The sequence below is a fragment of the Streptomyces sp. NPDC046881 genome, from assembly GCF_040645015.1.
Lineage (GTDB): Bacteria > Actinomycetota > Actinomycetes > Streptomycetales > Streptomycetaceae > Streptomyces.
The window spans coordinates 1-13,059 of record NZ_JBEYXJ010000169.1; the positions used below are offsets into that span (position 1 = coordinate 1).

Consider the following 13,059-nt stretch of genomic DNA (forward strand, 5'->3'; position numbering starts at 1 on the left):
CCGCGGCGGCCGTCACCGGCTCCGCCGACGCTCCGCCGCGGGTGCGGCGACGGCGACGCGGGGTACGGGTCGCGGCCGGAGCCTCGTCCGTGCCGGCGGTCTCGGCGACCGGCGCGGCGGGAGAGGCGTCCAGCGGGGTGCCACCGCGGGTGCGACGGCGCCGGCGCGGCGTACGGGCCGGACGCTCACGCTCGGCCGGGGCCGACTCGGCACGGCCGCCGCGGCCACCACGGCCCCGCGCGCCCCGCCCGCCGGTCTCGCCCAGGTCCTCCAGCTCCTCCGCGTCCAGCCCGGCACGGGTCCGCTGCGCACGCGGCAGGGTGCCCTTGGTGCCCTCGGGGATGCCGAGGTCGGAGAACAGGTGCGGGGAGCTCGAATACGTCTCCACCGGGTCGTTGAAGTCCAGCTCCAGCGCCTTGTTGATCAGCTGCCAGCGCGGGATGTCGTCCCAGTCGACGAACGTGATCGCCGTACCCTTGGCGCCCGCGCGGCCGGTGCGGCCGACCCGGTGCAGGTACGTCTTCTCGTCCTCGGGGGACTGGTAGTTGATGACGTGGGTGACGCCCTCGACGTCGATGCCGCGCGCGGCCACGTCGGTACACACGAGGACGTCGACCTTGCCGTTGCGGAAGGCCCGCAGGGCCTGCTCGCGGGCGCCCTGGCCGAGGTCGCCGTGGACCGCGCCGGCGGCGAACCCGCGGCGCTGGAGCTGCTCGGCGATGTCGGCGGCCGTCCGCTTGGTGCGGCAGAAGATCATCGCCAGTCCGCGGCCGTCGGCCTGCAGGATGCGGGCGACCATCTCCGGCTTGTCCATGTTGTGCGCGCGGTAGACGAACTGCTTGATGTTCGCGACCGTCGCGCCCTCGTCGTCCGGCGCGGTGGCGCGGATGTGCGTGGGCCGGGACATGTAGCGGCGGGCGAGGCCGATGACCGCGCCCGGCATGGTGGCCGAGAACAGCATGGTCTGGCGTTTGGCCGGCAGCATGTCGATGATCTTCTCGACGTCGGGCAGGAAGCCCAGGTCGAGCATCTCGTCGGCCTCGTCGAGGACCAGGCACTTGACGTGCTTCAGGTTCAGCTTCTTCTGGCCCGCGAGGTCGAGGAGCCGGCCCGGGGTGCCGACGACCACGTCGACGCCCTTCTGCAGGGCTTCCACCTGGGGCTCGTAGGCCCGGCCGCCGTAGATCGCGAGGACGCGCACGTTACGGACCTTGCCGGCCGTCAGCAGGTCGTTGGTGACCTGGGTGCACAGCTCGCGCGTGGGGACGACGACGAGCGCCTGCGGGGCGTCGGTGAGGGCTTCGGGGGCGGCGCGTCCGGCCTCGACGTCGGCGGGGACGGTGACGCGCTCGAGGAGCGGGAGGCCGAAGCCCAGCGTCTTGCCGGTGCCGGTCTTGGCCTGGCCGATGACGTCCGTGCCGGAGAGGGCGACGGGGAGTGTCATCTCCTGGATGGGGAAGGGGGTGATGATGCCGACGGCCTCCAGGGCCTCGGCGGTCTCGGGAAGGATTCCGAGTTCTCGAAACGTCGTAGTCAGGGTGCTGCCTCTTCTGTGTGCGCGGTGCGAGGCGAGCGCGGGGGGTCATTGGCTGACCGTGCCGGGGACGTCGGCTGCCGTACGGACGAACCACTCGGGCAAGCCGTATGACACGGGACCTCTGCCGACGCTCTAGCGCTCGTACCGCTGAGGGGTCCCTCCTGCCGTCGTACGATCACTGCCGTACGGCCTTGGAGGGCTGTCGGGTCGGAGCCGATCGGGCCACCGACCGGGCATCCTCATGCGTGCGGCCTGTCGGGACACGTCGAACATCGTCGACGCACTCTGGCAGGCGCATTACCACCATACCCCGGATTCGCGCACATGCGATGGCCGATTTGGTCACGTAGTCGTGGTCACACTGGTTGACCAGGCCTTGAGCGGAGCGGTGAGCGGACTATTGTGCGCCTCATGACTAGCTCTGACAAGCCCGCGAACGCGTCCGTCGAACCCTCCGAGCCCACCGGTGTCGCCGCCCAGGACTGGGCGCAGGCGTCGGCCGACCCGCAGTACCGCGCCGCCGTCGTGGACCTGCTCGGCGCGCTCGCGTACGGGGAGCTGGCGGCGTTCGAGCGGCTCGCGGAGGACGCCAAGCTGGCGCCGACCCTCGCGGACAAGGCGGAGCTGGCGAAGATGGCCTCGGCCGAGTTCCACCACTTCGAGCGGCTGCGGGACCGGCTGACCGAGATCGGCGAGGAGCCGACGGCCGCGATGGACCCGTTCGTGGCCGCGCTCGACGGTTTCCACAAGCAGACCGCTCCCTCGGACTGGCTGGAGGGCCTGGTCAAGGCGTACGTCGGCGACTCGATCGCGAGCGACTTCTACCGGGAGGTCGCGGCCCGGCTCGACTCCGACACGCGCGAGCTGGTGCTGGCCGTCCTCGACGACACCGGGCACGCCGGGTTCGCGGTGGAGAAGGTGCGGGCCGCCATCGACGCCGATCCGCGCGTGGGCGGCCGGCTGGCGCTGTGGGCGCGGCGGCTGATGGGGGAGGCGCTGTCGCAGTCCCAGCGGGTGGTCGCCGACCGGGACGCGCTGTCCACGATGCTGGTGGGCGGGGTGGCCGACGGGTTCGACCTCGCGGAGGTCGGCAGGATGTTCTCGCGGATCACGGAGGCGCACACCAAGCGGATGGCCGCGCTGGGCCTCGCGGCGTAGCACTCCGTCGGGCGGCGGGGCCTGTCGTCTCGCAGCTGTGCGTGGGGGTCGCTCGCGCGGTTCCCCGCGCCCCTGCGGGGCGCGGCCCTCACGCCGTCGCTGATCGGCGGCGCAGGCGCCTTGTCGGGCGGAGGAGCAGGGACAGGGACGCCACCGAGATGATCGCGGCGCCCAGGAGGCTGAGCAGGGCGGTGCCCGGGCCCAGCGCGCTGTGGGTGACGAAGTCGCCGAAGAGGGCTCCGGCGACGCCCGTGCAGAACACCAGCGGGCGGGCCGGGAGCCGGTGGGCGAGCCGGTGCGTCGCCGCCCACGCCAGGATCAGACCGAGCACGGCGGAGCCGAGTGCTTCGAGGATCATGTCGGGGTCCCTCCCACGGCCGGTCTGGCTCGACGGTCGTAGCCCGTCATACCCGTGACCTGCGGAATGCAATCCTGCGCTGTGAAGGACCTGTGCTCCGTCCGTGAGCACGCGGCATGCGGAAGGGCCCGGCGGCACACGGCCGCCGGGCCCTTCGCACACATGTCGCCTACAGGGCGCCGAACCCGACCTTGCGCACGGTCGGCTCGCCGATCTCCACGTACGCCAGACGGTCCGTCGGCACGAGGACCTTGCGGCCCTTCTCGTCCTGGAGGCTGAGCAGCCCGGTCTTCCCGGCCAGCGCCTCGGCCACGATGCTCTCGACCTCCTCGACGCTCTGACCGCTCTCCAGAACGATCTCGCGGGGCGCGTGCTGCACGCCGATCTTGACCTCCACGGCTATGTCCCTCCGACGGTCAGTGATGTGCGCGATCAACCGCGCCGTACCCAGCACACATTAGCCCGGTGAGGGGGCGTGCACGGCCCGGGCGGGAACGCCAGGAGCGAACAGCGCGCGGGAACAAACGGCCGTCAGTGGTGCTCGGTGCCGTGCAGCGGGAATCCGGCGATGCCCCGCCAGGCCAGCGAGGTCAGCAGCTGCACCGCCTGGTCGCGCGGGACGCTGCGGTCGCTGTGCAGCCAGGAGCGGGCGACCACCTGGGCGAGCCCGCCCAGACCGGAGGCCAGCAGCATCGACTCCGCGCGCGAGAGGCCGGTGTCCTCGGCGATGACGTCGCAGATCGCCTCGGCGCACTCGTTGCTGACCTTGTCCACACGTTCGCGCACCGCGGGCTCGTTCGTCAGGTCCGACTCGAAGACCAGCCGGAAGGCCCCGCCGTCGTCCTCCACGTACGCGAAGTAGGCGTCCATGGTCGCCCGCACGCGCTGCTTGTTGTCGGTCGTCGACGCCAGCGCGCTGCGCACCGCCTGGATCAGCGACTCGCAGTGCTGGTCCAGCAGGGCGAGGTAGAGGTCGAGCTTGCCGGGGAAGTGCTGGTACAGCACCGGCTTGCTCACACCGGCCCGCTCGGCGATGTCGTCCATCGCCGCCGCGTGGTAGCCCTGTGCGACGAACACCTCCTGAGCGGCGCCCAGCAACTGGTTCCGCCGGGCTCGGCGCGGCAGACGCGTGCCCCGTGGGCGTGCCGCCTCAGTTTGCTCGATGGCTGTCACGCCGCCTCCCAAAGTCGTCCACATGCGGTGTCGGCCGCGCGGCCATCGTACTTTTCGGTAACCGTGGTGTGCGCGGTGCGAGCGCAGAATTTCACGTACCGGACGACGGCGAAAGCCGTGCGGCCCCTCCGGTCCGGCCGGCCGGGCCCCGCGCGGACCTGCGAGGTCAGCGGTAGTCGTCCTCGTCGAGCGAGACCACGCGCGCCTGCTCGACCAGATCGGCCACGTTCCCGCGGTCCGGGTCCATTCCGGTCAGCGGGTCGTCGCGGTCCGGCGCGATGTCCGCGTGCTGCTCGGCCGCGTCGACCTCAGGCGCCTCGACGTCGCGTTCCTGCGGCGTCTGCGCGTCCAGGTCGTCGATGTCCTCGATGTCCTCGATCGCGTCGGGCTCGGTGGGGTCATAGGCCATGGTGGGCTCCCTTCCTACGAACGTCCCTGGATAGATGCAGGGGCCACACGCGGGTGCCCTCTGTACGAGCCTAGGAGACGGCTGATCCGGACGCCATGCCGTCAGGCCCGTTCGCCGCACCGGGTCTCCGGCTCCGTACGGGTTCATTCTGTGACGGCGAACACACGAGCCCCCGCGTGATCACCTCGTAACATTGCCGCATGTCTTCGACCGAGTCGCCGTCCGTGTCGGCCGCCAGTGTGCTCCCCAGGGTGGCGCCCGTCCGGGTCGGCGAGGGCGAGCGGCTGCGGTCCGTCGGCCTGCCCGGTGTCACCCTGTCGGTGCGTTCCCGGCCTCCCGCGCGCGCGGGCCTGCCGCCCGCGCTGTACGTCCACGGGCTCGGCGGCTCCTCGCAGAACTGGTCGTCCCTCATGGCCGAGCTGGACGGGGTCCTCGACAACGAGGCGGTCGACCTGCCGGGCTTCGGCGACTCCCCGCCACCGGACGACGGCGACTACTCCGTCACCGGGCACGCGCGCGCGGTGATCCGCTATCTCGACGCGGCCGGCCGCGGCCCGGTCCACCTCTTCGGCAACTCGCTCGGCGGCGCGGTCACCACGCGGGTGGCCGCCGTACGGCCCGACCTGGTCCGCACGCTCACGCTCGTCTCGCCCGCCCTGCCCGAGCTGCGGGTGCAGCGCACCGCGGTGCCGACGGGGCTGCTCGCCGTGCCCGGCATCGCCGCCCTCTTCACCCGGCTCACCCGGGAGTGGACGGCCGAGCAGCGGGTGCGCGGGGTCATGGCGCTCTGCTACGGCGACCCCGGGCGGGTCTCGCCGGAGGCGTTCCGGCAGGCCGTGGAGGAGCTGGAGCGCCGGCAGCAACTGCCCTACTTCTGGGATGCGATGGCCCGCTCCGCGCGCGGGATCGTCAACGCCTACACGCTGGGCGGACAGCACGGGCTGTGGCGCCAGGCCGAGCGGGTGCTCGCCCCCACGCTGCTGGTCTACGGCGGCCGGGACCAGCTCGTCGGCTTCCGCATGGCCCACCGGGCCGCCCGCGCCTTCCGTGACTCCCGGCTGCTGTCCCTGCCGGACGCCGGGCACGTCGCGATGATGGAGTACCCGGAGCTGGTGGCCGGCGCGTTCCGGGAGCTCCTGGCACAGGCGAACGGCTCCGGCGAGGCCGCCGGCGCCGCGGACGCGAGGGGCTGAGGGCCGGGGTGGGACGCCACAGCCGCCGCGGACCGGCCCCGAAGGGCGACTCCGCGGACATAGCCGCCAGGCGGGAGGACCGACGGGGCGCACGCTCCGGCGGCGGCAGGGCGGGGGGTGCGCCGGGGGCTCCCGACGGCACCCCGGTGCGGGGTTTCGACGGCACCCCCGCGCGGGGCGTGCCGCGGCTTCCTGACGGCACAGCGACGTACGGGGCACCGGGGCCCGGTGGTGGTGCGCCGGCCCCGGGGGCGCGCGGCGGGCATCCCGAGCATCGCGAAGCCGGGGGCGGCTGGGGCGAGTTCGGCGGACGGGCGGCCGGTAGCGGCGGGCCCGGTGTCGTGCTGCCGCGGCAGCGGCAGGCGGAGCCGGGGGCCCCGGGCCCGGGTGCCCCGCGTCCGGGCGGGTCACGGCGCCGGTCCGGCCCCCGGCAGGAGTACCTCGAAGCCTTCGAGGGGGCCGGCGAGCGCGGCTCGACCGGCGAGGAGACCGCGACCACCGAGACCCCCGCGGCCGGCGCCGGCGTGCCCGCGCAGCGCGGCGGGGCCAAGGGGAGGGCCTTCACCGGCATCGCGGCGGCCGCCGTCACCACCGTGCTTGCGGTGGTCGTCGCCGGACAGGTGACCAAGGCACAGGACGACGACGGCGTGCGCTCACGGCCCGTCACCGGCCTGGCCCCTGACACGGGTGCCTCCGGCGCGCCGACTCCCGCCACCGCACCGAGCGCGGTCGCGCTGACGTACGACCAGAAGATGGCCGAGAAATACCCGCTCAGCGCCAAGCTGGCCGGATCGGGGAAGTTCGACGCGGTGCCCGGTGCCGACAAGGCGCCCGGTACCGGGCAGAAGTATCGTTACCGCGTCGACGTCGAGCAGGGCCTGCGGCTGGACGGGGCGCTGTTCGCCGAGGCCGTGCAGCAGACCCTGAACGACAAGCGCAGCTGGGCCCACGGCGGCGACCTCACCTTCGAGCGGATCTCCACCGGCAAACCCGACTTCGTGATCACGCTGGCCAGTCCCGGCACCACCGCCAAGTGGTGCGCCAAGTCCGGCCTGGACACCACGGAGGACAACGTCTCCTGCGACTCGGCCGCGACCGAACGCGTCATGATCAACGCGTACCGGTGGGCCCAGGGAAGCACGACGTACGGTGACCGGATCCATGCGTACCGGCAGATGCTGATCAACCACGAGGTCGGCCACCGGCTCGGCCACGGCCACGTCAACTGCCAGAAGGACGGCGAGCTGGCGCCGGTCATGCAGCAGCAGACCAAGTTCCTGGACCACGACGGGATCCACTGCCGGGCCAACCCGTGGCCTTACCCCACGAGTTGACAGGCACCACTTGTGGCACATTGACATCCCGACGTATGTGCGTTCATATTTCTGCTCATGTGGTCTAGTCATGCCGTTCACAGCAGCGCCGCCATCGAGCTGGCGCTCATCGGTGTGACCGCACTCTGCGTGGCCGACATCCACTGTCGCTGACGCCGCCTCCCCGGCGTTCGCGTCGCGACCCTTCTTTCCCTTTCCGTCCGTGACCGTGTCACGGACTTTTCGACGACCCGGCGCCGGGGCCGACGTCTGCCCGCAGGCGTCTCACTCCTCGACCACATGTCTCACTTATCGAGAAACCCTTGATCAACCCCGCCACGTCACCCCGAGAGGTCGTCATTCCGATGCGTCAACCGTCCGTCATAGCGCGCCGCGTGGCCGCGGCATCCGTCAGCCTGGTCGTGGCAGCGGGCGCCGCCGCCTGCGGCCCGGAGGACAGCGATGCCAAGGGCTCCGGTGGCGACTCCACGCCCCACAAGGGCGGCACGCTCACGGTCCTGAACTCCGAGCCGCAGACCGACTTCGACCCCGCGCGCCTGTACACCTCCGGCGGCGGAAACGTCCCCTCGCTGGTCTTCCGCACCCTCACCACGCGCAACCGGGAGAACGGCGCGGCCGGCGCCGAGGTCGTCCCGGACCTCGCCACCGACACCGGGCGCCCCAACAAGGACGCGACCGTGTGGACGTACACCTTGAAAAAGGGTCTCGAGTACGAGGACGGCACGCCGATCACCTCGGCCGACATCAAGTACGGCATCGAGCGCTCCTTCGCCCCCGAACTCTCCGGCGGGGCCCCCTACCTGCGGGACTGGCTCGTCGGCGCCGCCGACTACCAGGGGCCGTACAAGGACAAGAAGGGCCTGTCCGCGATCGAGACGCCGGACGCCCGGACCATCGTCTTCCACCTGAACAAGCCCGAGGGCGAGTTCCCGTACCTCGCCACGCAGACGCAGTTCGCCCCGGTGCCCAGGAGCAAGGACACGGGCACCAAGTACGAGTCGCACCCCGTCTCGTCCGGCCCGTACAAGGTCGTCAAGAACGAGAACGACGGCGAGCACGTCCTCCTGGAGCGCAACACGCACTGGTCGGCGGCGACCGACCAGGAGCGCAAGGCGTACCCGGACACCGTCGACGTCCGCTCCGGCCTCGACTCCTCGGTGATCAACCAGCGGCTGTCCGCGTCCCAGGGTGCGGACGCCGCCGCCGTCACCACGGACACCAACCTCGGCCCGGCCGAACTCGCCAAGGTGACCGGCGACAAGGAGCTGGCCGCACGCGTCGGCACCGGCCACTTCGGCTACACGAACTACCTCGCCTTCAACCCGAAGGTGAAGCCGTTCGACAAGCCCGAGGTGCGCCAGGCGATCGCGTACGCCATCGACCGGTCGTCCGTGGTCAACGCGGCCGGCGGCAGCGCCCTCGCCGAGCCCGCCACCACCTTCCTGCCGGACCAGAAGTCCTTCGGCTACACGCCGTACGACCCGTTCCCGGCGGGCGCGTCCGGCAACGCGGCCAAGGCCAGGGAACTGCTGAAGCGGGCCGGTTACCCGAACGGTCTCACCCTCACGCTGACCCACTCCAACAGCAAGGACTTCCAGACCAGCCCGGAGATCGCCACCGCCGTCCAGGACGCCCTCAAGAAGGCCGGCATCACGGTCAGGCTGCAGGGCCTGGAGGACAACGACTACCGGGACAAGATCCACAGCGTGAAGACCGAGCCCGGTCTCTTCCTCTCCCACTGGGGTGCCGACTGGCCCTCCGGCGGCCCCTTCCTCGCCCCCATCTTCGACGGCCGGCAGATCGTCAAGGACGGAGCGAACTTCAACACGGGCCAGCTCAACGACAAGTCGGTCAATGACGAGATCGACGCGATCAACAAGTTGACCGACCTCGACGCCGCCGCCCAGCGGTGGGGTGCACTGGACAAGAAGATCGGCGAGAAGGCCCTCGTCGTGCCGCTGTTCCACCCGGTCTACAAGCGCCTGTACGGCAAGGACGTCAAGAACGTCGTCATCAGCGACTGGACCGGCGTGCTGGACATCTCCCAGGTCGCGGTGAAGTAGCACCGTGAGCGAGGCACTTGCCGTCGTCGAGACCGCCGGGACGGACACCTCCGTCCCGGCGGCCTCGGGGGCACGTCAGTTCTGGCGGCGGCTGCGGGCGCAGCGCGCCGCCCTGGTCGCCGCGGCCGTCGTCGCGCTGCTCGTCCTGACCGCGCTCGCCGCGCCGCTGCTCACCGCCCTGGAGGGCCAGGACCCCACCACCTACCACCCCACCCTGATCGACTCCGCGCGCGGCGGCGTGCCCATCGGCTCCCTCGGCGGCGTGAGCGCCGACCACTGGCTGGGCGTCGAACCGCAGACCGGACGCGACATGTTCGCCCGGCTGGTCTACGGCGCGCGGGTCTCGCTGGGCGTGTCGCTGGGCGCCACCGTCGTCCAGATCCTGATCGGCGTCGCCATGGGCGTGGCCGCGGGCCTGGGCAACCGCTGGGTCGACCTGGTCCTCAGCCGCGTCACCGACATCTTCATCTCCATGCCCCTGATGATCATGGCGCTCGCGCTGCTGGCCATCGTGCCGGCCGGCTTCCCGCGGCCCGTCCTCGTCGCACTGATCATCTCCCTGGTCGCCGGGTGGGCCACCCTGGCGAAGATGGTGCGCGCGCAGACCCTCGCCCTGAAGAACCTCGACTACGTCTCCGCGTCCCGGCTGAGCGGCTGGAGCACCTGGCGGACCGCCGTGCGCGAGCTGCTCCCGGGCCTGGCCGCGCCGGTCATCACCTACGCCGCGCTGCTGATCCCGTCGAACATCAGCGCCGAGGCGGCCCTGTCCTTCCTCGGCGTCGGCGTGCAGCCGCCCACCCCCTCGTGGGGCCAGATGCTCACCTCCGCCGACGTCTGGTACCAGGCGGCCCCGCAGTACCTGCTGCTGCCCGCGCTCGCCCTGTTCGTCACCGTGTCCGCGCTGACCGTCCTCGGCGACGGCGTCCGCGTCGCCCTCGACCCGCGCGCCGCCTCCCGCCTGCGCGTCGGCACCGGCCGCAAGCGGGAGGCCCGCGCCCAGGCGGCCGTACCCGGCGGCGAACCGCGGAAGGAGGAGCGGCCGTGAGCGGCTTCACCGGCTTCGCCCTGCGCCGGGTCATCGGCGCCGTGATCACCCTGTTCGTCCTCTCGGTGATCATCTACGTCGTCTTCTACGTCACCCCCGGCGACGTCGCCCAGATCACCTGCGGCCCGCGCTGCTCCCCGGCCCAGGTCCACCAGGTGGCCGAGCAACTCCACCTCGACGACCCGCTGTACGTGCGCTACTGGCACTTCCTGCAGGGCATCTTCGTGGGCCAGGACTTCTCCACGGGCACCTCCGTGGAGCACTGCGCGGCGCCCTGCCTCGGCCAGTCGTACCAGACCGGCCGGCAGGTCACCGACATCCTCCTGACCAAGCTGCCGGTGAGCTTCTCGCTGGTGCTCGGCGCGATGGTGATCTGGCTCGTGCTCGGCATCGGCACCGGCGTGCTGTCCGCCTGGCGGCGAGGCCGGCTCTCCGAGCGCCTCCTGACCGCGCTCACCCTCGGAGGCGTCGCCACGCCCGTCTTCGTCATCGGCCTGGTCCTGATGATCGTCGTCTGCGGCGAACTCCGGCTGCTGCCCTTCCCGCAGTACGTGAACTTCGGCGACGACCCCGAGCAGTGGGCCTGGAACCTGCTGCTGCCCTGGCTCTCCCTCGCCCTGATCGAGGCGGCCAACTTCGCCCGGCTGACCCGGGCCTCCATGCTGGAGACGCTGGCCGAGGACCACATCCGCACCTTCCGGGCCTACGGCGTCAGCGAGCGCGCGGTCATCGCCCGGCACGCGCTGCGCGGCGCGACAGCCTCCGTCATCGCCCTCAACGCGGTCACCTTCGGCTCGGCCATCGGCGGCGCCGTCCTCACCGAGACCCTGTTCGGCCTGCCCGGCATCGGCCAGGAACTGGTGCACGCGGTCAAGGTCGTCGACCTGCCGGTGGTCGTCGGCATGGTCCTGGTGACCGGCTTCTTCGTGGTCCTCGCCAACGCCGTCGCGGACGTCCTGTACGCGGTGGCCGACCGACGGGTGGTGCTCGCATGAGCCTGGTGGAAGCGGCGGACGTGAACCTGGTGGACGTGACGGACCTGACCGTCGAGTTCGGCGCCCTGCGCGCCGTCGACGGCCTCTCCTTCAGCCTGGCGAAGGGTGCCGCCCTCGCCCTGGTCGGCGAGTCCGGCTCCGGCAAGTCCACGGTCGCGGGCGCCCTGCTGGGCCTGCACCGGGGCACCGGGGCCCGGGTCGGCGGCTCGGTGCGGGTGGCCGGCACCGACGTGCAGGCGGCCTCCGACGAGGAACTGCGCCGGCTGCGCGGGGCCACGGCCGCCATGGTCTTCCAGGACCCGCTGTCCTCGCTCGACCCGTACTACGCGATCGGCGACCAGATCGCCGAGGTCCATCGCGTCCACACGCGCGTGTCGCGGCGCGCCGCACGCGCGCGTGCCGTGCAGGTGCTGGAGCGGGTCGGGATCCCGGACGCGGCGCGCCGGGCCCGGTCCCGCCCGCACGAGTTCAGCGGCGGCATGCGCCAGCGCGCCCTGATCGCCATGGCCCTCGCCTGCGAACCGGAGCTGCTGATCGCCGACGAGCCGACCACCGCGCTCGACGTCACCGTCCAGGCGCAGATCCTCGACCTGCTGCACGGGCTGCGCGAGGAGACCGGCATGGGGCTGCTCCTCGTCACCCACGACGTGGGCGTGGCCGCCGAGAGCGTGGACGACATCCTGGTCATGCGGCACGGCAGGGCCGTCGAGCGCGGCCCGGTCGGCACGGTCCTCGCGGCACCCGCCGAGGCGTACACCCGCGAACTGCTGGACGCCGTCCCGCGCGTGGACGCCCGCCGGACCGGCTCCCCGGCCACCGGCGAGGTGGTGCTGGAGGCCGTCGGCGTGCGGCGCGAGTTCGGGCGCGGCAAGCGGGCCTTCACGGCCGTGGACGACGTCTCGGTGACCGTCCGGCGCGGGGAGACCCTCGGCGTGGTCGGCGAGAGCGGCAGCGGCAAGACCACGCTCGGCCGCATGCTCGTCGGACTGCTGGAACCCACCGCCGGCGAGATCCGCCACGGGGGAAGCCCGCACACCGGCGTGAACCCGGCCGTGCAGATGGTCTTCCAGGACCCCGTCTCCTCCCTCAACCCGCGCCGCAGCGTCGGCGAGTCCATCGCCGACCCGCTCCGCGCGCGCGGGATGGGGGTGCCCCCGCGCGAGCGCAGCCGAGCGTGGGGGAGCGACGAGCGGCGCATCCGGGAGCGGGTGAGGGAACTGCTGGAGCGCGTGGGCCTGGACGGGGCGCACTACGACCGCTATCCCCACGAGTTCAGCGGCGGGCAGCGCCAGCGCATCGGCATCGCGCGGGCGCTCGCCGCCGAGCCGCGCGCCATCGTCTGCGACGAGCCCGTCTCCGCGCTCGACGTCACCACCCAGGCCCAGGTGGTCGCCCTGCTCGGCGAACTCCAGCGGGAACTCGGCCTGGCGCTGGTCTTCATCGCGCACGACCTCGCCGTCGTCCGCCAGGTCAGCGACCGGGTCGCGGTGATGCGGCGCGGCCGGCTCGTCGAGTACGGGCCCGCCGACTTGGTGTACGACAGCCCGCGCGAGGCGTACACCCGGCAGCTCCTGGCCGCCGTACCCGCGCTCGACCCGGAGCTGGCGGCCCGGCGCCGCGCCGCCCGGCGCGCACTGGCGGCGGCGTAGTGCCCGCGCGCGGGGGCCACGCCCGCGTGGCGTAACGTTTCGCGCTCGGACGATCACCCTGTGATCCCTTAGCGCGACGGAACGCGACCCGCACGCGAAAGTTACGACCGTTCACCCCTTTTGGTGGTGCGACGGACAACCGTCC

At 72.3% G+C, this 13,059-nt stretch carries 13 protein-coding genes; 8 read left to right on the plus strand and 5 right to left on the minus strand.

The features are described from left to right. Window positions 1-1,444: DEAD/DEAH box helicase (locus ABZ923_RS39275; protein ID WP_361482528.1), on the minus strand; the 1,444-nt coding region annotated here is incomplete at its 3' end. Window positions 1,445-1,948: 504 nt separating this feature from the next. Here ABZ923_RS39275 and ABZ923_RS39280 point away from each other — a divergent pair. Next, window positions 1,949-2,695, plus strand: coding sequence for a ferritin-like fold-containing protein (locus ABZ923_RS39280; protein ID WP_361482531.1), 747 nt, complete (start codon window positions 1,949-1,951; stop codon window positions 2,693-2,695). Window positions 2,696-2,783: 88 nt separating this feature from the next. Here the strand turns inward: ABZ923_RS39280 and ABZ923_RS39285 are convergent, their stop codons facing one another. The 4 genes from ABZ923_RS39285 to ABZ923_RS39300 all read right to left on the minus strand — a co-directional run bounded on the left by ABZ923_RS39285 (window position 2,784) and on the right by ABZ923_RS39300 (window position 4,635). After that, window positions 2,784-3,053: a hypothetical protein gene (locus tag ABZ923_RS39285; protein ID WP_361482534.1), complete on the minus strand. Its 270-nt coding sequence runs from the start codon at window positions 3,051-3,053 to the stop codon at window positions 2,784-2,786. A gap of 169 nt (window positions 3,054-3,222) precedes the next feature. Next, the gene (locus tag ABZ923_RS39290; protein ID WP_030346231.1) at window positions 3,223-3,450 is read right to left on the minus strand and encodes a DUF3107 domain-containing protein; all 228 of its coding nucleotides are present in this window, start codon (window positions 3,448-3,450) and stop codon (window positions 3,223-3,225) included. Between the two features lie 134 nt (window positions 3,451-3,584). Next, window positions 3,585-4,226, minus strand: coding sequence for a TetR/AcrR family transcriptional regulator (locus ABZ923_RS39295; RefSeq protein ID WP_361482537.1), 642 nt, complete (start codon window positions 4,224-4,226; stop codon window positions 3,585-3,587). Between the two features lie 166 nt (window positions 4,227-4,392). Continuing rightward, window positions 4,393-4,635: a hypothetical protein gene (locus ABZ923_RS39300; protein ID WP_361482540.1), complete on the minus strand. Its 243-nt coding sequence runs from the start codon at window positions 4,633-4,635 to the stop codon at window positions 4,393-4,395. Window positions 4,636-4,835: 200 nt separating this feature from the next. On the opposite strand from ABZ923_RS39300, the gene ABZ923_RS39305 reads away from it, so the two are divergent. From ABZ923_RS39305 to ABZ923_RS39335, 7 genes are all read left to right on the plus strand, one after another. Then, window positions 4,836-5,828 carry an alpha/beta hydrolase gene (locus ABZ923_RS39305; RefSeq protein WP_361482543.1) on the plus strand — a complete coding sequence of 331 codons (993 nt, stop codon included), beginning with the start codon at window positions 4,836-4,838 and terminating at the stop codon, window positions 5,826-5,828. 8 nt (window positions 5,829-5,836) lie between these two features. After that, entirely contained in the window at window positions 5,837-7,162 is a 1,326-nt protein-coding gene (locus ABZ923_RS39310; RefSeq protein WP_361482546.1) for a DUF3152 domain-containing protein, read from the plus strand. Between the two features lie 57 nt (window positions 7,163-7,219). Next, complete coding sequence (locus ABZ923_RS39315; RefSeq protein ID WP_361482549.1) at window positions 7,220-7,315, plus strand: Ms4533A family Cys-rich leader peptide; 96 nt, start codon at window positions 7,220-7,222, stop codon at window positions 7,313-7,315. 191 nt (window positions 7,316-7,506) lie between these two features. Further along, on the plus strand, window positions 7,507-9,225 hold the full coding sequence (locus ABZ923_RS39320) for an ABC transporter substrate-binding protein (protein WP_361482552.1): 1,719 nt from the start codon (window positions 7,507-7,509) through the stop codon (window positions 9,223-9,225). 4 nt (window positions 9,226-9,229) lie between these two features. Beyond that, window positions 9,230-10,270, plus strand: coding sequence for an ABC transporter permease (locus ABZ923_RS39325; RefSeq protein ID WP_361482555.1), 1,041 nt, complete (start codon window positions 9,230-9,232; stop codon window positions 10,268-10,270). Next, the gene (locus ABZ923_RS39330) at window positions 10,267-11,265 is read left to right on the plus strand and encodes an ABC transporter permease (RefSeq protein WP_361482558.1); all 999 of its coding nucleotides are present in this window, start codon (window positions 10,267-10,269) and stop codon (window positions 11,263-11,265) included. The genes ABZ923_RS39325 and ABZ923_RS39330 overlap by 4 nt, the downstream gene beginning before the upstream one ends. Further along, the gene (locus ABZ923_RS39335) at window positions 11,262-12,914 is read left to right on the plus strand and encodes an ABC transporter ATP-binding protein (protein WP_361482561.1); all 1,653 of its coding nucleotides are present in this window, start codon (window positions 11,262-11,264) and stop codon (window positions 12,912-12,914) included. Before ABZ923_RS39330 ends, ABZ923_RS39335 begins: the two co-directional genes overlap by 4 nt. Window positions 12,915-13,059 lie beyond the last annotated feature (145 nt).